This is a genomic window from Serratia entomophila (genome assembly GCF_021462285.1).
GTDB classification, from domain to species: Bacteria; Pseudomonadota; Gammaproteobacteria; order Enterobacterales; family Enterobacteriaceae; genus Serratia; species Serratia entomophila.
Window position 1 is genome coordinate 2,893,629 of record NZ_CP082787.1, and the last position, 19,415, is coordinate 2,913,043.

General features: G+C 63.1%; 16 protein-coding genes. 3 read left to right on the forward strand and 13 right to left on the reverse strand.

Annotated elements, in window-relative coordinates:
* Positions 1-112: 112 nt before the first annotated feature.
* Positions 113-1,531, reverse strand: a complete 1,419-nt coding sequence (locus KHA73_RS14140) for an aminotransferase-like domain-containing protein (protein WP_234584971.1) — start codon at positions 1,529-1,531, stop codon at positions 113-115.
* A 144-nt stretch (positions 1,532-1,675) separates the two neighbouring features.
* On the opposite strand from KHA73_RS14140, the gene KHA73_RS14145 reads away from it, so the two are divergent.
* Genes KHA73_RS14145 through KHA73_RS14155 form a run of 3 tightly spaced genes read left to right on the forward strand, consistent with a single transcriptional unit; the run spans position 1,676 to position 4,250 of the window.
* Positions 1,676-3,076, forward strand: a complete 1,401-nt coding sequence (locus KHA73_RS14145) for a cytochrome ubiquinol oxidase subunit I (protein WP_234584972.1) — start codon at positions 1,676-1,678, stop codon at positions 3,074-3,076.
* Positions 3,077-3,078: 2 nt separating this feature from the next.
* Positions 3,079-4,086 (forward strand): cytochrome d ubiquinol oxidase subunit II, encoded by a 1,008-nt coding sequence (gene cydB / locus KHA73_RS14150; RefSeq protein ID WP_234584974.1) that lies wholly within the window; start codon positions 3,079-3,081, stop codon positions 4,084-4,086.
* Positions 4,087-4,100: 14 nt separating this feature from the next.
* Positions 4,101-4,250, forward strand: coding sequence for a DUF2474 domain-containing protein (locus KHA73_RS14155; protein ID WP_234584975.1), 150 nt, complete (start codon positions 4,101-4,103; stop codon positions 4,248-4,250).
* A gap of 80 nt (positions 4,251-4,330) precedes the next feature.
* On the opposite strand, the gene KHA73_RS14160 is transcribed toward KHA73_RS14155, so the two are convergent.
* The 12 genes from KHA73_RS14160 to KHA73_RS14215 all read right to left on the reverse strand — a co-directional run bounded on the left by KHA73_RS14160 (position 4,331) and on the right by KHA73_RS14215 (position 19,318).
* Positions 4,331-5,416, reverse strand: a complete 1,086-nt coding sequence (locus tag KHA73_RS14160; RefSeq protein WP_234584977.1) for a fatty acid desaturase family protein — start codon at positions 5,414-5,416, stop codon at positions 4,331-4,333.
* On the reverse strand, positions 5,413-6,495 hold the full coding sequence (locus KHA73_RS14165) for a fatty acid desaturase family protein (protein WP_234584979.1): 1,083 nt from the start codon (positions 6,493-6,495) through the stop codon (positions 5,413-5,415). Before KHA73_RS14165 ends, KHA73_RS14160 begins: the two co-directional genes overlap by 4 nt.
* On the reverse strand, positions 6,488-7,621 hold the full coding sequence (locus tag KHA73_RS14170) for a sterol desaturase family protein (protein ID WP_234584980.1): 1,134 nt from the start codon (positions 7,619-7,621) through the stop codon (positions 6,488-6,490). Before KHA73_RS14170 ends, KHA73_RS14165 begins: the two co-directional genes overlap by 8 nt.
* Positions 7,618-8,235: a phosphatase PAP2 family protein gene (locus KHA73_RS14175; RefSeq protein ID WP_234591278.1), complete on the reverse strand. Its 618-nt coding sequence runs from the start codon at positions 8,233-8,235 to the stop codon at positions 7,618-7,620. The genes KHA73_RS14170 and KHA73_RS14175 overlap by 4 nt, the downstream gene beginning before the upstream one ends.
* Entirely contained in the window at positions 8,235-9,518 is a 1,284-nt protein-coding gene (locus KHA73_RS14180) for a F390 synthetase-related protein (protein WP_234584981.1), read from the reverse strand. The genes KHA73_RS14175 and KHA73_RS14180 overlap by 1 nt, the downstream gene beginning before the upstream one ends.
* Positions 9,515-10,321 (reverse strand): MBL fold metallo-hydrolase, encoded by an 807-nt coding sequence (locus KHA73_RS14185; protein WP_234584982.1) that lies wholly within the window; start codon positions 10,319-10,321, stop codon positions 9,515-9,517. Before KHA73_RS14185 ends, KHA73_RS14180 begins: the two co-directional genes overlap by 4 nt.
* Positions 10,314-11,330 (reverse strand): NAD-dependent epimerase/dehydratase family protein, encoded by a 1,017-nt coding sequence (locus KHA73_RS14190; RefSeq protein WP_234584983.1) that lies wholly within the window; start codon positions 11,328-11,330, stop codon positions 10,314-10,316. Before KHA73_RS14190 ends, KHA73_RS14185 begins: the two co-directional genes overlap by 8 nt.
* Positions 11,327-12,331: a 3-oxoacyl-[acyl-carrier-protein] synthase III C-terminal domain-containing protein gene (locus KHA73_RS14195; protein ID WP_234584984.1), complete on the reverse strand. Its 1,005-nt coding sequence runs from the start codon at positions 12,329-12,331 to the stop codon at positions 11,327-11,329. The genes KHA73_RS14190 and KHA73_RS14195 overlap by 4 nt, the downstream gene beginning before the upstream one ends.
* 273 nt (positions 12,332-12,604) lie before the next feature.
* Positions 12,605-13,282 (reverse strand): respiratory nitrate reductase subunit gamma, encoded by a 678-nt coding sequence (narI, locus tag KHA73_RS14200; RefSeq protein WP_234584985.1) that lies wholly within the window; start codon positions 13,280-13,282, stop codon positions 12,605-12,607.
* 2 nt (positions 13,283-13,284) lie between these two features.
* Positions 13,285-14,004 (reverse strand): nitrate reductase molybdenum cofactor assembly chaperone, encoded by a 720-nt coding sequence (narJ, locus tag KHA73_RS14205; RefSeq protein ID WP_234584986.1) that lies wholly within the window; start codon positions 14,002-14,004, stop codon positions 13,285-13,287.
* Positions 14,004-15,545, reverse strand: a complete 1,542-nt coding sequence (gene narH, locus KHA73_RS14210) for a nitrate reductase subunit beta (RefSeq protein ID WP_234584987.1) — start codon at positions 15,543-15,545, stop codon at positions 14,004-14,006. The genes narJ and narH overlap by 1 nt, the downstream gene beginning before the upstream one ends.
* Complete coding sequence (locus KHA73_RS14215; protein ID WP_234584988.1) at positions 15,542-19,318, reverse strand: nitrate reductase subunit alpha; 3,777 nt, start codon at positions 19,316-19,318, stop codon at positions 15,542-15,544. Before KHA73_RS14215 ends, narH begins: the two co-directional genes overlap by 4 nt.
* Positions 19,319-19,415 lie beyond the last annotated feature (97 nt).

Genomic DNA, 19,415 nt, shown 5'->3' on the forward strand with positions numbered 1-19,415 from the left:
GAGCATGGATAACTTTTCACCACCGACGCTAAAGTGGCCGATGTTTAGTTATTAAGCATGTGCGCGACTGCCGATGTCAAAGTTTTGTTAGTCAGAAAAAACCGAGGGCGGCTCAACGGGCCGGTTCCAACTGGCGGATTAATTTCGCTAAAGTCTTGATCGCCTCTTCAAACCGGTCGTGCCATTCAAAAGAGGCGTTGAGGCGGAAACAGTGGTTGAAATGGTCGCCGGTGGTGAACATCCGCCCCGGCGCGATGCTGACGCCCTGCGCCAGCGCCTGCCGGTACAGCTCCATCGACGACAGCGCCGGCTCCAGCTCCAGCCACAGGAAATAGCCGCCGTCGGGCTGGCTGACTTTGACCGTCGGCGGGAAGTGATGGGCGATCGCCTGGCGCATCACGCTCTGCCGCTGGGCCAGCAAACGGCGCAGCCGCCGCAGATGGGTATCATAGCCGCCGTGCAGCAGGTAGTCGGCCAGCGCCATTTGGGTCGGCACGCTGGTGGAAACGGTGCTCATCAGCTGCAGCCGCTGGATCTGCTGGGCATAACGCCCCGCCGCCACCCAACCGACGCGAAAACCCGGCGCCAGGCATTTGGAGAACGACGAGCAGTGCAGGATCTGGCCGCCGCTGTCCAGCGCTTTGGCCGGCAGCGGCCGTTCTGCGCTGAAATACAGCTCGCCGTAAACGTCGTCTTCGATCAGCGTAATCTGCCGCTCACGCAAGAGCGCCACCAGCCGCCGCTTGTTGTCGTCCGACATGCTGGCGCCCTGCGGGTTCTGGAAGTGGGTCATCAGCCAGCAGGCCTTGATCGGGTACTGATCCACCGCCTGCTGCAGCGCATCCAGATCGATGCCGTCCTGCGGGTGAGTGGCGATCGCCACCGCCTTCAGCCGCAAACGCTCCAACGCCTGCAGCGCGCCGTAAAACGCCGGCGACTCTATCGCCACATAGTCGCCCGGCTGGGTCACCGCCTGCAGGCTGAGGCTCAGCGACTCCATCGCCCCGGCGGTAATGACGATTTCATCCGGCGCCACCTGCATACCGCTCAGCGCATAGCGCTGGGCAATGTGGCGGCGCAGCGCATCGTTGCCGGGCGGCAGATTGGCCAGCGAGCTGTGCGGGGTGAACTTGCGCGCCACGCTGCTCAGCGCACGCGCCAGCCTGGGCTGGGCGAACAGGGTGGCGTCGGGAAACGCCGAACCGAACGGGACTATCTCCGGATCCTGGCTGGCCTGCAATACGTCGAAAATAAAGGTGTTGATATCCACCTGCTCGCTCAGCAGCAGCTTTTCGCCGCGCGCCGGCTCCGGCAGAGGCTGCGGACGCGCCGCCACATAATACCCGGACTGCGGGCGAGCGACGATCCAGCCCTGGCTTTCCAGCAGCTGATAGGACTGCACCACCGTCATCAGGCTCAAACCGGCGCGCTTACCGCTCTCGCGCAGCGAGGGCAGCTTGTCCCCCGCTCGCCACACCCGGTTTTGGATCTGTTCTCTAATCTGCTGCGCAAGCTGCTCGTATCTGGTCATAACCCTAAACTGTTATATAAAAAAGTAAAATAACTGTCACTATTATAGGCACTGTACTCCGTGCTTAACTTAACGCCAAGCTTTCCACACAAAAATTACAGCTATACTCAAGAGGTTATTTTATGTCCAACCCAAGGAGGCGCCATGCTGGGTCTTGATGCACTGGAACTTGCCAGAATACAGTTCGCCTTCACCGTGTCTTTTCATATCATTTTTCCCGCCATCACCATCGGACTCGCCAGTTACCTGGCGGTGCTGGAAGGGCTGTGGCTGAAAACGCACAATGAAGCCTACCGCGATCTGTACCACTTCTGGTCGAAAATCTTTGCCGTCAACTTCGGCATGGGCGTGGTTTCCGGCCTGGTGATGGCCTACCAATTCGGCACCAACTGGAGCTTCTTCTCGGAGTTTGCCGGCAGCATTACCGGGCCGCTGCTGACCTATGAAGTGCTGACCGCCTTCTTCCTCGAAGCCGGCTTCCTCGGCGTGATGCTGTTCGGCTGGAACCGCGTCGGCCCGGGCCTGCACTTTTTCGCTACCTGCATGGTGGCGCTGGGCACCCTGATTTCCACCTTCTGGATCCTGGCCTCCAACAGCTGGATGCAAACGCCGCAGGGGCATGAGATCATCAACGGCCAGGTGGTGCCGGTCGACTGGCTGAAGGTTATCTTCAACCCGTCGTTCCCGTATCGCCTGTTGCATATGTCCACCGCCGCCTTCCTGTCCTCGGCGTTCTTCGTCGGCGCCTCCGCCGCCTGGCACCTGCTGCGCGGCCGCGATACCCCGGCGATGCGCAAGATGCTGTCGATGGCGATGTGGATGGCGTTGATCGTGGCGCCGGTGCAGGCATTGATCGGCGACGCCCACGGGCTGAATACCCTGAAACATCAGCCGGCGAAGATCGCCGCCATCGAAGGCCACTGGGAAAACCCGCCGGGAGAAGCCACCCCGCTGATCCTGTTCGGCTGGCCGGACATGCAGCGTGAAGAAACGCGCTTCAAGCTGGAAGTGCCCTACCTCGGCAGCCTGATCCTGACTCACAGCCTGACCGAGCAAGTGCCGGCGCTGAAATCCTTCCCGCCGGAAGATCGTCCAAACTCCACCGTGGTGTTCTGGTCGTTCCGCGTCATGGTGGCGCTGGGCATGCTGATGATCCTGGCCGGAGTATGGAGCCTGTGGCTGCGCTGGCGCGGCGGGCTGTATCACTCCAGGCCGTTCCTGTACTTCATTCTATGGATGGGGCCGTCCGGGCTGCTGGCGCTGCTGGCGGGCTGGTTCACTACCGAGATTGGCCGCCAGCCCTGGGTGGTGTACGGCCTGCTGCGCACCAAGGATGCGGTTTCGGCGCATGGCGACCTGCATATGAGCATCAGCCTGCTGGCGTTTATCATCGTTTACTGCTCGGTGTTCGGCGTGGGTTACTCCTACATGATGCGCCTGATCCGCAAAGGGCCGCAGCGGCATGAACCGCATGAAGACGACACCGAAGGCCGGCCGGCGCGCCCGCTCTCCGCAGTTAAAGACACCTTGGACGACAGGAGCTGAACATGGGCATCGATCTTCCGTTGATTTGGTTTGTGATCATCGTGTTCAGCACCATGATGTACGTGGTGATGGACGGTTTTGATTTGGGTATTGGCATCCTGTTCCCGTGGGTGAAAGACAGCGGTGACCGTGACGTGATGATGAACACCGTCGCTCCGGTGTGGGACGGCAACGAGACCTGGCTGGTGCTGGGCGGCGCGGCGCTGTTTGGCGCCTTCCCGCTGGCCTATTCGGTGATCCTCGACGCCCTGGCGATTCCGCTGACCCTGATGCTGTTCGGGCTGATTTTCCGCGGCGTGGCCTTCGAGTTCCGCTTCAAGGCCACGGCGGAAAAACGCCATATCTGGGATAAGGCGTTTATCTGGGGGTCCATCTTCGCCACCTTTAGCCAGGGGGTGGTGGTCGGCGCCATCATTAACGGGTTCCCGGTTAACGGCCGCAGCTATGCCGGCGGCGCGCTGGATTGGCTGACGCCGTTCGCGCTGTTCTGCGGGCTGGGGCTGGTGGTGACCTACGCCCTGCTCGGCTGCACCTGGCTGGTGATGAAAACCGCCGGCGACCTGCAGGCGCGCATGTATCGCCTGGCGACGCCGCTGCTGATAACCCTGCTGCTGGTGCTGGCGGCGGTCAGCATCTGGACGCCGATCGCCCATCCGGAGATCGGCAGCCGCTGGTTCACGCTGCCGAACCTGTTCTGGCTGCTGCCGGTGCCGGTGCTGGTGTTGCTCAGCGCCTGGGGCATCCAGCGCGGGGTGAAGCGCGGCGCGCACTATTCGCCGTTTATGCTGACCCTGTTGCTGGTGTTTCTCGGCCTGAGCGGCCTGGGCATCAGCATCTGGCCGCTGCTGATCCCGCCGTCCATCAGCCTGTGGGACGCCGCCGCACCGCCGCAAAGCCTCGGCTTTATGCTGGTGGGCGCGCTGTTTATCATCCCGATCATTCTGGTTTATACCTTCTGGAGCTACTACGTGTTCCGCGGCAAGGTCAGCCATGAACATGGCTATCACTGATGAGGGAGGCAAGCATGCAAGATAAAACCGCATCTGTACCGGCCCCCTGGTGGAAACGCGTCGGCTGGCTGGTGATCATCTGGAGCGCCAGCGTGCTGGGGCTGTTCGCCGTCGCCTCGCTGTTCCGCCTGTTGATGACCGCCGCGGGGATGAAGTCGCATTAGCGCCAGGCGCTCCATGTCGTCGAAGACCAACGCCGGATCCGGCAACGCTTCGCAGATCCGGCAATCGATGTGGGAAAAGGCTAGTCCGGCTTGCGCCCCATCGCGCTGAGAAAACGCTGTTGCAGCCGCAGCAGCTCTTCCAGCTCCAATAGCCGGTAATCGATGCCGAAACGCGGCGCTACCTCGCTGATGATGCGGCTCAGCGCCGGATAATGCCGGTGGCTCCAGTGCGGGAACAGGTGGTGCGTCAGGTGCAGGTTGGCCCCGCCCAGCCAGTAACCCAGCCAGCGCGGCCGGGTCAGCCAGTCGAAGGTGGTGGCGAACACGTGGTGGTACCACCCATGCGGCATCGCTCCCTGCGCCGGCGCCTGGTAGAAATTCGCCTTGGCCCAGTGAGTGCCGATGATCAGCATCACGAACAGCAGGGAAGACAGCATCTGGCTCAGCAGATAAATCAGCAGGACTTGCCCCACGCCGATCGCCGGCGGCAACAGAGAGCATGGGATCGCCAGCGCCAACGCCAGGTGCGAAACTTTGCCCGCCAGAAAGGCGCCCCAGCCGCGCGCACCCCGTTGCGCCATCCGCGCCGCCACCCGGGTTTTCCCCGCGCGATCCAGCCAGTCGAACAGCCAGATGTAATACGGGAAGGTCATCGCCGCCACCAGCGGCCAATAAAATCGCTGTGCGCGCATCACGGGCCGCCAGCGCTGAAACGGCGTCTGCCGCAGCACCCCATTGGCGTCGATATCCGGATCGTAGTGCTCGATGTTGTTGTGCGCATGATGAAAAATAACGTGCCGCACCCGCCAGCAATCGGGATCCAGCCCCAGCGGAACGCTCACCACGCCATTAAGCCAGCGGTTGGCCCAGGGCCGGCGGAAAAACGCGTTGTGCGACGCGTCGTGCACCACGTTCACCGTCAGGAACATACCGGTAAAAATAAAACCGAAATAGCAGGCGAAAAATGCCCAACCGCTCTGCTGCCGCAGGCTCAGGCAATAACAGAGCGCGCACAGCGCCAGCAGCAGCACAACCTTCGCCAACATGCCGCCGTCGGCGAAGCGGTGGTCCCGATTGTCGGCCAGATAGGCCTGCGCAGCCTGCATCAGTGCGCGGTGCAAACCGGCGTCGTCGCGCCGATACGCCAGTGGGCGCAGCGATTTCATGGCTGCCCCATCCGGCGTAAAAACTGTTGCTGCTGCGCCAGCAGCGTACGGTAATCGATGCAGCGGTAATCCATGCCGTGCTGCGCCGCCAGCCGCCCCACTATCGCGGCCAGCGCCGGATAGTGGCGATGATTCCAGCCCGGGAACAGGTGATGGGTCAGGTGATAGTTCAGGCCGCCGGTCAGGTGATTCAACCAGCGCGGCGAGGTCTGCCAGTCGCAGGCGGTGGCGAAATTATGGCGGTACCAGCCGTGGGGCATGCTGTCGCCCGCCGGCGGCGAATAAAACTCGGCCTGCGCCCAGTGGGTCCCCAACAGCAGGAACACCACCAGCAGCGAGGCGCACATCTGGCCGATCGCATAGGCCAGCAGCACCCAGCCCCAACCGATGCCGTGCAGGTGGCACAGGATCAGCGGCACCACCAGCACCAGCGCCACATGGAGCAATTTGCACAGCACGAACAGCGCCCAACCGCCGCGCCCCGCCAGCACGCGTTTTTCCCGCAGCGGCGTTTTATCGAGCCGATCGGACCAATCGAAAATCCACGCGATGTAGGGTAGCGAGAGCGCGGCGATCAGCGGCCAGTACAGATGCTGATAGCGCATATGCGGCCGCCAGCGCTGGAACGGCGTCTGGCGGAAAAAGCCGTTCTCTTCGGTGTCCAGATCGTAGTGTTCGACGTTGGCATAGAGATGATGGAAGGCCACGTGGCGCACCCGCCAGTAATCCGGATCCACCCCCAGCGGCAGCGTCACCAACCGCCCCACCAGGCGATTGGCCCAGGGCGCGCGCAAGAAGGCGTTATGCGAAGCATCGTGATTGACGTTGACGTTGAGCAGCATGCCCATGGCCACGAACAGGAAATAGCAGAGGAAAAACGCCCAGGGCTGATGCTGCATCAGGCTCAGGGCATAAAACCCGACGCACAGCGCCAGCAACAGCGCGGCCTTGGCCAGCCGCGCGGTATCGGCATAGCGATGATCGCCCGCCAGGCAGGCGTGCGCCGCGCGCTTAAGATCGCGATGAAACGCCTGCTCGCCATCGGAGGGGAAATGCAGCGGCGGTAATGATTCAGCCATGCGGTTCCTCCACAGCGGCCGGTGCAGCCACTCGCCCCCAGCCCAGCGCCACGCACAGGGCATGCAGCGCCACGGCGGCCATGGCGATATGCCAATAGCGCTGTGGCCAGCCAAGATAGCCGATAAACAGCAGTGGCATGCCCAGCGCGATCAGCAGCCAGACGGCGCTCGCCCACGGCCGCCCTTCCGTCATGCCGCCCAGCGCCACCGAGCCCAACGCCAGCAGCACCAGCAGTGCCATTTGCGGCCAGCTGATGTCGCCGTAACCATAACCGTATTGGTAGACGTAACCGACCACCAGCGAGAACAACAGCATGGCGCCGCTGAAGACGCTGAGCGCCGAACGGCGGTCGCGCGGCCGGCCCGGCGCCGGGCGCCAGGCCAGACGGAAATAGCACAGGAACGGCAGATTACTCGCCCAAAACGGATTGGCGGACGATTTATCGCCGCTGACGCCGTAAACGAACGGCTTATCCGGCAGGCTGGGGCAAAAGGTGCCGAACAGTTTGTCCCAAAAGATAAAGCTGCCGCCGAAGTTCTTGTTCGAATAGGCCAGATCTTTGACGTGATGCACCCGGTGGTGGGCCGGCGTGACCAGGATTTTTTCCAACACGCCAAGCCGCGGCGTCAGCGCATTGTGGTTAAACAGCTGAATGCTGTAATGCAGAATCGAGACCGTGACAAAGACCGACAGCGGCACGCCCAACAGCGCCAGCAGCAAGAAGAACGGGATCGAGGTCAGCGATGAATACCAAGAGTTGCGCACCCCCAGCGACAGATTAAAGTGCTCGCCCTGATGGTGCACCAGGTGCACCGCCCAGAGCACCCGCAGATGGTGGTGCAAGCGGTGCAGCCAGTAAAAACCGAAGTCCCACGCCAGCAGCGCAAACAGCCACATCAGCAACGGCGGCCAGGCATCCAGCAGGCCCAGGCTGAAGTGCGCGGCCACGTAGCCGTAGCAGGTGATTTCCAGCCCGCGGAACAGCCACAGCATGATGTGGCCGGAATTCAGGTTGAACACCAGATCGTGCCAGTTGACCTGCCGACGCTGCACCCACTGCAACACCAGCGCCTCGCCCACCACCACAAACAGCATGAACACTATCGGCATCGCCAGACTGCTCATCCTATTTCTCCTTTCACGTTCTCTCTGCGCGCGCTTAACGCGCGCTGCACCAGCCAGCCGACGAACAGCGCCAGCAGCGCCCCGCTCACCAGATCAATCAACAGGTGGCGGCGCAGCTGCAAAATGGAAAACGCAATCGCCAACGCCCACAGGATAAATAACGCCGTCCTCAGCTTACGCCTTCGGTCGCTCAGCGCCCACACCGCCAATACCGTCAGCGCCATATGCAGCGAAGGCAGGCAATTTTGCCGCGAGTCCACCGCGCTCAGCGCCGCCAACAGCCGTGAACTGAGGCCCGTACCGCCGTCCGCCGGGTAAGTCATGGTGGTGGGCCACAGCAGATACACCGCCCCGGCGCTCAATGCGGTCAGCTGCATTGCGGCGGCCAGCCACCTGACCCGGCCCACCGGCGCCAGCAGGTAACCGAGCGGAATAATGATAAAAAACGACAGATACAGCCAAATGGCCGCCGGGTTAAACGGGATCCAACGGTCGATAGCCGATGGCGGGATCACGGCGCCCGCCCCCTGCAGGCGATCGGTGCAGGTATAAATCACCCCGACCAGCCCCCAGCCCAGCAACATCTGCCACAGCCGATACGGCAGCGTTTTCATCATGCCACCGCCTGGCGAATAATTCGCCGCCGCTTGCTGTCGAACTGCGGCATCACCGCCTGCGTCGTCAGCTGCCACTCCAGACGGTCAGCGGCGATGCCCTGGCGTGCAAACAGCGCGCTGAGCTGCGCCTGGCAGTGCGCCAATTGTTCCGTGCTGCAGTCGGCCAGCAGCTGCAGGCGCCGTTCACCGTGCTGAATCAGCCGGTAGTCGCAGCTCAGCGGCAGCGCGTTGGCGATCGCGCGGCTACACAGATCGGCAAACACCACCTGCGGCTGCTGCCGCACATTGGGTAAAACCAGTTGGTCGTCCCGCCGCCCTTCAATGCGGGCAAGCGCCATTGTCGGTTGCCCGCAGGGGCAAGGTTCCGCCCGCCGCACCAGCACGTCGTCCAACCGATAACGCACGATTGGCTGAGTGCTGCGGGTAAAATCGGTGATCAGCGGCGTAAAACGCTGCTCGTCTATCCACTGCGGTTCGATATGCAGAAACTCCTCGTTCAGATGCAGAGTGCCGTGCGAACAGCTGGCGGCCAGAAAACCTTCCGTCGCCTGATACACCTCGCCTACCGCCGGAAACACCTGCGCCAGCAGCCGCCGATCCTGTTCCTCCAACACCTCCGCCACCGAAATCACTTTTTTGACCGCCAGCCGGATCTGCCCGGCCTGCACCGCCAGCGCCAGGGCGCGCAGCACCTGCGCCGGCGCCACGATAATGGTCGGCGCCTGCCGTTCCAGCTGCGGCAATTGCGCGGCGAAGGGAGCGAACAGATCGTAAAACGCCAGGCTCAGCCAGCGGTTGTTCACGCTGTGGTACAGGTTGTTGTCCGCCCGCAGAAACAGCGCGACGCGCTCGCCGGCGAACAGGCCGTCCGGCAGCATTTTCGCCAGCATGCCGCCGGCCCACACCCGCTGCTCACGCGGGCTGACGACAAAAATGCCGCGCCGGCCCGAGGTTCCCGACGACAACCCCACGCTGTATTTGCCGATTTTCGGGCTGAAATCCCGCTCCAGTTCGCTGCGTTGGGCGCAGGCCAGCAACGCGTCACGCTGCAATCCGGCGGTATTCATCCGGTCGAACTCCGCCATCATCAGCGCTTTGTCCATCAGCGGCCAGGCGCCGATCGGCCGCCGGCTGTAGGGCCTGAAATAAGGGCTTCGCGCCAGCACCCGCCGGGAAAACTTCTTCAACCGCCGCGCCTGATGCGCCTCCAGCGCCTGGCGATCGCGAAACCTCAGGCGGCGGGCGCGGAAATAGTGCCACAGCGTCAGCAGCGGGATCATAAGTCCCCCTCGTGGCACAGCAGAATTTCCGCGTTGCCGCTCGCCCACAGCTGGTTCAGCCGCTCCAGCGTGCGGTAGTAGGCTTTAGCGTCGTCCATCACCAGATTCGCCAGCGCGGAGGGGCCGCGCAGTTGCTGATAGCTCAGCGGCGACCAGGCCGCGTCGCTGGCCAGCAGCGTCCAACCGCCGTCGGTGAGAATAAAGGCGCCAAGGTGGCCGGCCGCATGGCCGGGCAATGGCACCAGCACGATCTGCCCTTCGCTGCCCGGCAGCGCATAGCCCCGGTCGAAAGGCGCCAACAGCGCAGGCAGGCTGGTCTGCGCAAACGCCTCGATAAACTGCAGACCGCTTTCAAAGCCTTCGGGGATCAGGCCGGGGATAAAGGCGCGTTTCAAGGCGGCAAAGCCCCGCAACTCGCGGGTTTGCCGCCAGCCCTCGCCGGAGCAGATAAAATCGAGATGAGCGAAGTCGCGCAGCCCGGCAATGTGATCGGCATGAAAATGCGAAACAATCAGCGCCTGAATGTCATTGGCGGCATAGCCGGCGGCGCTCAGCTGCTGCGCCAGCGATTCGGCGGGATCGAAGTACACCGGCGTCATCTGCCGATAGATGCGGAAAATACCCGTCTGCGTCTGCTGCTGAAAATAGCGCGCATAGCCGGTATCCCACAGCCAGCGGCGTTCACCCACCTCCAGCAGATAGGCACGGGCCGGGAATTTGCAGACGCGGAATCCGGCGCCGCGCAACGCCATGCAGCCAATATGGGTGCAGTAGCCCACCTCAAAGGCGGTCACCTTAGCCATGCGCCACACCTCCCTGCAGGTTGAGCCACTCGCCGGTCAGGCGGATCCCCTCCTCCATCGAATAGCGTGGCCGGTAACCCAACTCCTCCACCGCGCGAGCCCGGCTCAGCGTCATGTCGTAATGCACCGCCGCCACGCTATAGCGCGTCAGCAACGGCTCTTTGCCGGTAAACCGCGCCGCCAGCTCCAGCCCTCCGGCCAGCAGGTGCAGCAGCGGATAAGGCACCGCCTGCAGCCGATAGCGCAGACCCAGCTGGCCGCGCAGCAGCGAATCCAGCATGTCCGCCAGCCGCTGCGGCTGATGATTGGTAATGTTATAGGCCGCACCTGAAGGCAGCTGCCGCCGGCGGCTGGCCAGATCCATCGCATGCACCACGTTCAGCACGAAGGTCAGATCCAGCAGCGCTTTGCCGCCTCCCGGCAGGCGCAGCACGCCGCGATCGCGATCGAGCTGCCGCAACAGACGCGGAACAATCACCCGGTCATGCGGGCCGAACAGGCCCCTGGGGCGCAAAATAACGTAGGCGGTCTGCGGGTAGCGCGGCACCCGCGCGCGCAGCTGCTGCTCCGCGGCATATTTGCTGGCGGCGTAATGGTTGGCGAAGCGCCGGGCGCGGTAGGTTTCCTCAATATCCTGATGGGGCCTGAAATCAAAATAGACAGCCGGCGTGGAAATATGGACAAAGCGCCGCACGCCGCAGCGGCCCGCCGCCTCCGCCAGTTTCTCCGTCGCGGCCACGTTGGCCTGATAAAACTCCGCTTTGCTGCCCCAGGGCGCGGATTTGGCCGCGCAGTGCCAGACCCAATCGCAGCCGTTCACCAACTGCCGGCACTGTTCCGCCGTGGCCTCGGCCAGATCCAGCGGACTGAACTCGGCCCCCAGCTGCCGCAGCGCCTCGCCGGCATGCCGGTCGCGCCCGGTGGCGCGCACCTGATGGCCCGCCTCCAGCAGCCACTGCGCCGCGTTGCGCCCCAGCCCGCTGGTGGCCCCGGTGACCAGCACCTTCATGGCAACAGCACCATGCCGGCCAGCGACAGCCCGGCGGCGGTGCCGATCAGCATCACCGGCTTGCCGGGGTTAAAACGGCCGTCGGTCACCGCGGCATGCAGCGCCGTGGGGATCGACGCCGCCACCTGATTGCCGTGATAGCGGTAAATATCCACCAGCGCCTCACTGGAGACGTGCAGCCGCTTGCGCATATGCTCCAGCGAAAGATGGCTCGCCTGATGCGGCACCACGGTCGCTATCTGCGCCAGCGTCAGCCCGCTGGCCGCCAGCAGCCGGGCCAGGTAGCCCTCGATCAGCGCCGACGCCTGGCGGAACAGCGGTTTGCCCTGCATATGAAACAGGAAGTCGCTGCCGGTCATGCCGGCGCGCGGGTTGCGCCTGGTGCCGCCGGCGCGGATCTCGCACAGCTCGCTGCCTTCGGGATAGGTTTCCACCAGGCTCGCCAGAATGCCGCTGGCGCCGTCGCCGCGCTCCACGATGGCGCAGGCCGCCCCGTCGCCAAAAATCAGCGAGGACTCTTCGTGCTCCCAGTCGATGCCGCGCGAAGCCAGGTCCGCCGAGACGATGGCGATGCGCCGGTAGGTGCCGGCGTTCAGCAAGCCGGCGGCCACCTGCAGCGCGGAGATAAAGCTGACGCAGCTGCTGTTGATGTCGAAACCGGCGGTGCCCGGCGCCAACCCGGCCACCTTGAGGATGTGCGCGGCGGTGCAAGGCAGCGCCTGCACCGATATCGCCGATGCAGAAATCAGCAGATCGATAGACTGCGCGGCGATATCGCAACGGGTTAAGGCGTTTTGCAGCGCGGCGGCGGCCAGCTCGGCCTGGCTGGCGTCATCCGCGGCGTGAAAGCGGTGAATAATGCCGGAGCGTTTTTCGACGTAGCCGGCCGGTTTGCGCAGCAGACGGTCCAGCGCGGAGGATTCCACGCGGTTTGGCGGCAACGCCGCCCCGGTGGCGATAACTTTCAGAGGCAGCAACGCGGAACAAGATTGTGTGGTCATTATTGTTGTGAGTTAACCTGAATATCCGTAAAGCGATCTCCCGGCGCAGCCTCGGCTGCGGCGGATCATCCCCGGTTTTTACATCCCAAAACGCCCCTTCAGGGCCATCGATTTTTTTTATGTGCGACAGACGGCCGGCATCCGCCGGCGAAGCAAGCGTAACAATACTGAGATATTAAGTTTACGGCAAGGAAGCAAAAATGTGCGGGCGGGGATCACAATTGCGGGCGGACGTTAGCGGCCGCCGCTGTGGTTCAGCGGCGGCGGAGAGGGTCAGCGGCGGTTACGCACCAGCTGATAGCGACGGGTCAGGTACTCTACCGGTACGCTCCAGATATGCACCAGGCGGCAGAACGGGAACAGTATGAACAGCGTCATGCCCAGTACCATATGCAGCTTGAAGATCGGCGCCACCCCTGCCAGGTAGTGGGAAGCGCCGGCGTGGAAGGTCACCACCGCCTGCGCCCAGGCCACCAGCTTTATCATTTCGCTGCCGTCCATATGCTGGGCGGAGAACGGAATGGTCAGCAGGCCGAGGCACACCTGCACCACCAACAGCGTCAGGATCATGATATCGGCAAAGCTGCTGGTGGCGCGCACCCGCGGGTTGGTCAGGCGGCGTTTCAACAGCAGCGCGCCGCCAACCAAGGTCATCAGGCCGCAGGCGCCGCCGGCGATCATCGCCAGCTTCTGCTTCACGTCGATCGGCAGGAAGGATTCATACATCCAGTGCGGCGTCAGCATGCCGAGGAAGTGCCCGGCGAAGATGCCGAGAATACCGATGTGGAACAGGTTGGAGGCCAGCCGCATGCCCTTTTTGTCCAGCATCTGGCTGGATCCGGCGCGCCAGCTGTACTGACCGTAGTCATAGCGCAGCCAGCTGCCGAGCAGGAAGATCGCTCCCGCCAGATAGGGGTAAATATCAAAGAAGAACAGGTTCAAAAATTGCATGATTATTTTCCTTTGGTTGCCGCTGCAGCCAGATCCAGATACTGCGGCGCCACTGCGCCGGCAAAGCGCCGCTGGTGCGCGGTCTGTTGTTCGGAACCGCAGCCCGGTTGTTCGCCAAGAAACGTGATCTGCTCCTCCTCCCACACCGCATCCAGCGCCTGCGGCGTATCGTCGCGCGCTTCCTTCGCCACCTGAGTTGCCAACACCTGCGCCTGCACCTCGCTGCCGGACAGCGCCAGCAGCAGGTCAAACAGCACCGCATAAGGGCTTTCCCGCTGCCGCAGCCGGGCGCCCAGCAGCGCCAGAATCGGCGCGATGTCCTGCAGCCCTTCGCGCGCCTGCGTTGCGCTGCGGCTGGCCAGATACTCCAGATACAACGGCAGGAAGTCCGGCAGCTCGCGGCTGTCGATCTGCAACCCGGCGGCGCGATACTGCGCCATCAGGTCGACCATCGCCTGGCCGCGATCGCGCGATTCGCCGTGCACGTGCTCGAACAGCAGCAGCGAGGTGGCGCGGCCGCGGTCGAACAGCTCGCAATAGTCGGCCTGCGTGTCCAGTAACGGCCGGGCGCACAGGCGGCGGATAAACAGGATCAGCTGCGCGCTGTGGTGCAGATCCAGCTCGCTGGCCGGTTCCAGCGCTTCGATCAGCGTCTGCTGATGGTCGAATAGCGCCTGCTCCGGGTAGTCCAGCAGGCGGGCGATCGCTTTCAGGCTGATCATCAAGCATCCTCCGGGCGTACGGTTTTTTGCGTCACGTCGATGGCGTCGATGCGGCGGCTGTTGAACAGGTTGAACTTGCCGTCGCTGCCGTGGCAGCCGTCGCCGAAGCTGAATCCGCAGCCCTTGCTTTCCGGGAAGGCTTCGCGCGCCAGCTCGCGGTGGCTGGACGGCACCACGAAGCGGTCCTCATAGTTGGCTATCGCCAGATAGCGGTACATTTCCTGCGCCTGCGCCTCGCTCAGCCCGACCTGCTCCAGCGCGCTGGTATCCACCACGCCGTCGACGGTCTCTGCGCGTTTGTAGTGGCGCATCGCCAGCATGCGCCTGAGCGCCAGCAACACCGGTGCGGTGTCGCCGGCGGTCAGCAGGTTGGCCAGGTACTGCACCGGAATGCGCAGGCTTTCTACGTCCGGCAGCACGCCGCTGTGCGCCAGCTCGCCGGCGTCGGCGGCCGACTGAATCGGCGACAGCGGCGGCACGTACCACACCATCGGCAAGGTGCGATACTCCGGGTGCAGCGGCAGCGCCAGCTTCCAGTCCATCGCCATTTTGTACACCGGCGACTGCTGGGCGGCTTCGATCACGCCCTGCGGCACGCCGTCCGCCAGCGCCTGAGCAATCACTGCCGGGTCATGCGGATCGAGGAAGATATCCAACTGGCTTCGGTACAGATCCTTATCGTTTTCCACCGCCGCCGCCTGCTCGATGCGATCGGCGTCGTACAGCAGCACGCCGAGGTAGCGAATGCGGCCGACGCAGGTCTCCGAGCACAGCGTCGGCTGGCCGGCCTCGATGCGCGGGTAGCAGAAGATGCACTTCTCGGACTTGCCGCTCTTCCAGTTGAAGTAGATTTTCTTGTAGGGGCAACCGGTCAGGCACATGCGCCAGCCGCGGCATTTATCCTGATCGATCAGCACAATGCCGTCTTCGCCGCGCTTGTAGATCGCCCCGCTCGGGCAGGTGGCGACGCAGGCCGGGTTCAGGCAGTGTTCGCATAAACGCGGCAGATACATCATGAAGGTGTTTTCGAACTGGCCGTACATCGCCTTTTGCATGTTGTCGAAGTTTTTGTCCTGCGAACGCTTTTCGAATTCGCCGCCGAGGATCTCCTCCCAGTTCGGACCCTTTTCAATCTTCTTCATGCGCTGGCCGGTGATCAGCGAGCGCGGACGCGCCACCGGCTGATGTTTGCCCTGCCTGGCGGTGTGCAGATGCTGGTAGTCGTAGTCGAAGGGTTCGTAGTAGTCATCCAGCGCCGGCACGTCCGGGTTGGCGAAGATTTTCGACAGCAGGCCGACGCGGCTGCCCATGCGCGGTTCCAGCTTGCCGTTGATTTTACGGATCCAGCCGCCCTGCCACTTCTCCTGATCTTCCCAGGCCTGCGGATAACCGACGCCGGGCTTGCTTTCCACGTTGTTGAACCAGGCGTACTCCATGCCTTCGCGGCTGGTCCAGACGTTCTTGCAGGTTATCGAGCAGGTATGGCAACCGATGCACTTGTCCAGGTTCAACACCATGCCGACTTGAGAACGAATTTTCATTGGGTTTTCTCCTGCTGGCTGCCCTGCGCGTAGTCGTTGCCTTCGCCGTCTAACCAATCGATATTGTTCATCTTGCGCACCACCACGAACTCATCGCGGTTGGAGCCGACGGTGCCGTAGTAGTTGAAGCCGTAGGCCAGCTGCGCGTAACCGCCGATCATGTGGGTCGGTTTCGGGCAGGCGCGGGTCACCGAGTTATGGATGCCGCCGCGCTGGCTGGTGATTTCCGAGCCGGGAATATTCACGATGCGCTCCTGGGCGTGGTACATCATGGTCATGCCGGCCGGGATACGTTGGCTGACCACCGCCCGCGCCGTCAGCGCGCCGTTGGCGTTGAAGGCTTCGATCCAGTCGTTGTCCGCAATGCCCAGATCTTTGGCGTCGTCTTCGCTCAGCCAGACGATCGGCCCGCCGCGCGACAGGGTCAGCATCAGCAGGTTGTCGCTGTAGGTGGAGTGGATACCCCACTTCTGATGCGGCGTCAGGAAGTTCAGCGCTTTCTCTTTGTTGCCGTTCGGCTTGCTGTTCAGCAACGGCTGCGCAGCGCGGGTGTCGATCGGCGGCCGGTACGCCAGCAGGCTTTCGCCGAAAGCGCGCATCCATTCGTGATCCTGATACAGCTGCTGACGGCCGCTGAGGGTGCGCCAGGGGATCAGCTCATGCACGTTGGTGTAGCAGGCGTTGTAGGACACATGTTCGTCTTCCAGCCCGGACCAGGTGGGGCTGGAAATGATTTTGCGCGGTTGGGCCTGGATATCGCGGAAGCGAATTTTTTCGTCTTCCTTGTTCAGCGCCAGATGACGATGATCGCGCCCGGTGATGTTGCTCAGCGCCTCCCAGGCTTTCACCGCCACCTGGCCGTTGGTTTCCGGCGCCAGCGACAGGATCACTTCCGCCGCATCGATGGCGCTGTCAATCTTCGGCCGCCCCGCCGCCGGGCCGTCGGCCTTCACGTAGTTCAGCCGTTTCAGGAAGTCGATCTCGGTCTGGGTGTTCCAACTGATGCCTTTACCGCCATTGCCCAGCTTGTCCAGCAGCGGGCCAAGCGAGGTGAAGCGTTCGTAGGTCGCCGGGTAGTCGCGTTCCACCGCAATGATGTGCGGCGCGGTTTTGCCGGGAATCAGGTCGCATTCGCCCTTTTTCCAATCCTGCACGCCGTAAGGCTGCGCCAGCTCGGCGGCGGAGTCGTGTTGGATAGGCAGGGTCACCACGTCGGTTTCCTGGCCCAAATGGCCGACGCAGACGTCGGAGAACGCCTTGGCGATGCCCTTGTAAATCTCCCAGTCGCTCTTTGAATCCCAGGCCGGATCGACCGCCGCCGACAGCGGGTGAATAAACGGATGCATGTCCGAGGTATTCATGTCGTCTTTTTCGTACCAGGTGGCGGTCGGCAGCACGATGTCGGAATACAGACAGGTGCTGGACATGCGGAAGTCGAGCGTCACCACCAGATCCAGCTTGCCTTCGCCGCCCCGTTCGCGCCATTCCACCTCTTCCGGCATCACGCCGCCCTGCTGGCCGAGATCCTTGCCCTGAATGCCGTGCTCGGTGCCCAGCAGGTATTTGAGCATGTACTCATGGCCCTTGCCGGAGGAGCCCAGCAGGTTGGAGCGCCAGACGAACAGGTTGCGCGGGAAGTTCTGCGGGTTATCAGGCTGCTCGGCGGCGAAGCCCAGCGCGCCCGACTTCAGGCTGTCGACGGTGAACGCCACCGGCGTCTGGCCGGCGGCTTTGGCCTGCGCCGCCAGGTGCAGCGGGTTGGTGCCCAGCTGCGGCGCCGACGGCAGCCAGCCCATGCGCTCGGCGCGCACGTTAAGGTCGATCAGGCTGCCGCTGAAGCGCGATTTATCCGCCAGCGGCGACAGCAGTTCATCGGTACCGACGGTTTCGTAACGCCACTGGCTGGCGTGGTTGTAGAAGAACGACGTGCTGTTCATATGACGCGGCGGACGCTGCCAGTCGAGGCCGAACGCCAGCGGCAACCAGCCGGTTTGCGGCCGCAGCTTTTCCTGGCCGACGTAGTGCGCCCAGCCGCCACCGCTTTGGCCGACGCAGCCGCAGAAGATCAGCATGTTGATCAGCCCGCGGTAGGTCATATCCATATGGTACCAGTGGTTGACGCCTGCGCCGACGATGATCATCGAGCGGCCGCGGGTTTTCTCGGCGTTTTCCGCGAACTCACGGGCGATGCGGATGATATTGTGGCGCGATACGCCGGTGATCTGCTCGGCCCAGGCCGGCGTATAGGCCTTGACGTCATCGTAGCTCTCGGCGCAGTTGGCGTCGTTCAGGCCGCGTTCCAGGCCGTAGTTGGCCAGCGTCAGATCATAGACGCTGGTCACCAACGCCTCGCGGCCGTCCGCCAGGCGCAGGCGTTTTACCGGCAGCTTGTGCAACAGGATCTCTTCCAGCGCGACGCTGTTGACATGTTCGCCTTCGGCGCCGCCGCTCTTGATGCCGCCGAAATACGGGAAGCCCACTTCGGCCACCTCGTCATGGCTGCCCAGCAGGCTCAGCTGCAGCTCGACGTCCTGCCGGTCTTTGCCTTCGCGCTGCTCGAGGTTCCACTTGCCCTTTTCGCCCCAGCGAAAACCGATGGAGCCCTGCGGCACCACCGGTTCGCCGCTGCACCGATCGATAGCGACGGTTTTCCACTGCGGATTATTTTCTTGCCCCAGGCCGTCCACCAGATCGGCGGCGCGCAGCAGGCGACCGGCGACGTAGTACCCACCTTCACGCGGCTCCAGCAACACCAGCATCGGCATGTCGGTATAGCGGCGCACATAGTCGCGGAAGTAGCTCACCTCGCGGTCGAGGTGGAACTCTTTCAGCATCACGTGGCCCATCGCCAGCGCCATCGCGCTGTCGGTGCCCTGCTTGGGGTTCAGCCAGTGGTCGCACAGCTTGGCGACCTCGGCGTAATCCGGCGTCACCGCCACGGTTTTGGTGCCCTTGTAACGCACCTCGGTGAAGAAGTGGGCGTCCGGCGTGCGCGTCTGCGGCACGTTGGACCCCCAGGCGATAATGTAGGACGAGTTGTACCAGTCGGCGGACTCCGGCACGTCGGTCTGTTCGCCCCAGGTCATCGGCGAAGCCGGCGGCAGGTCGCAGTACCAGTCGTAGAAGCTCAGGCAGGCGCCGCCGATCAGCGACAGATAGCGCGCGCCGGCGGCGTAGGACACCATCGACATCGCCGGGATCGGCGAGAAACCGATAATGCGGTCGGGGCCGAAGGTTTTGGCGGTATAAACGTTGGAAGCGGCGATCAGTTCGTTGACCTCCTGCCAGCTGGAGCGCACAAAGCCGCCGCGGCCGCGCGCCACTTTATAGCTTTTGGCTTTTTCAGGATCGCTGACGATAGACCCCCAGGCGTCGACCGGATCGCTGTGCTGCGCCCTGGCTTCGCGCCATAGCTTGAGCAGGCGCTTGCGCATCAGCGGATATTTCAGCCGGTTGGCGCTGTAGAGGTACCAGGAATAGCTGGCGCCGCGCGGGCAGCCGCGCGGCTCGTGGTTAGGCAGGTCCGGACGGGTTCGCGGGTAGTCGGTCTGTTGGGTTTCCCAGGTCACCAGGCCGTTTTTTACGTAAATCTTCCAGCTGCAGGAGCCGGTGCAGTTCACGCCATGGGTGGACCGCACCACCTTATCGTGCTGCCAGCGGCTGCGGTAGCCGTCTTCCCAGTCGCGGTTGGTGTTCAGCGTCTGGCCGTGTTCGCCAGAAAAAGGCTCCGCCAGCTGCTTGAAATAGCGGAAACGGTCTAAAAATTTGCTCATCCGGAAGGCTCCTGAAGGCTCTTGTCGTTATAAGAAGACATGCTCAATCTGCAGCCAAGCCTACTGAGGGCGGTGCGGCGGCAATTTGATTGCGATC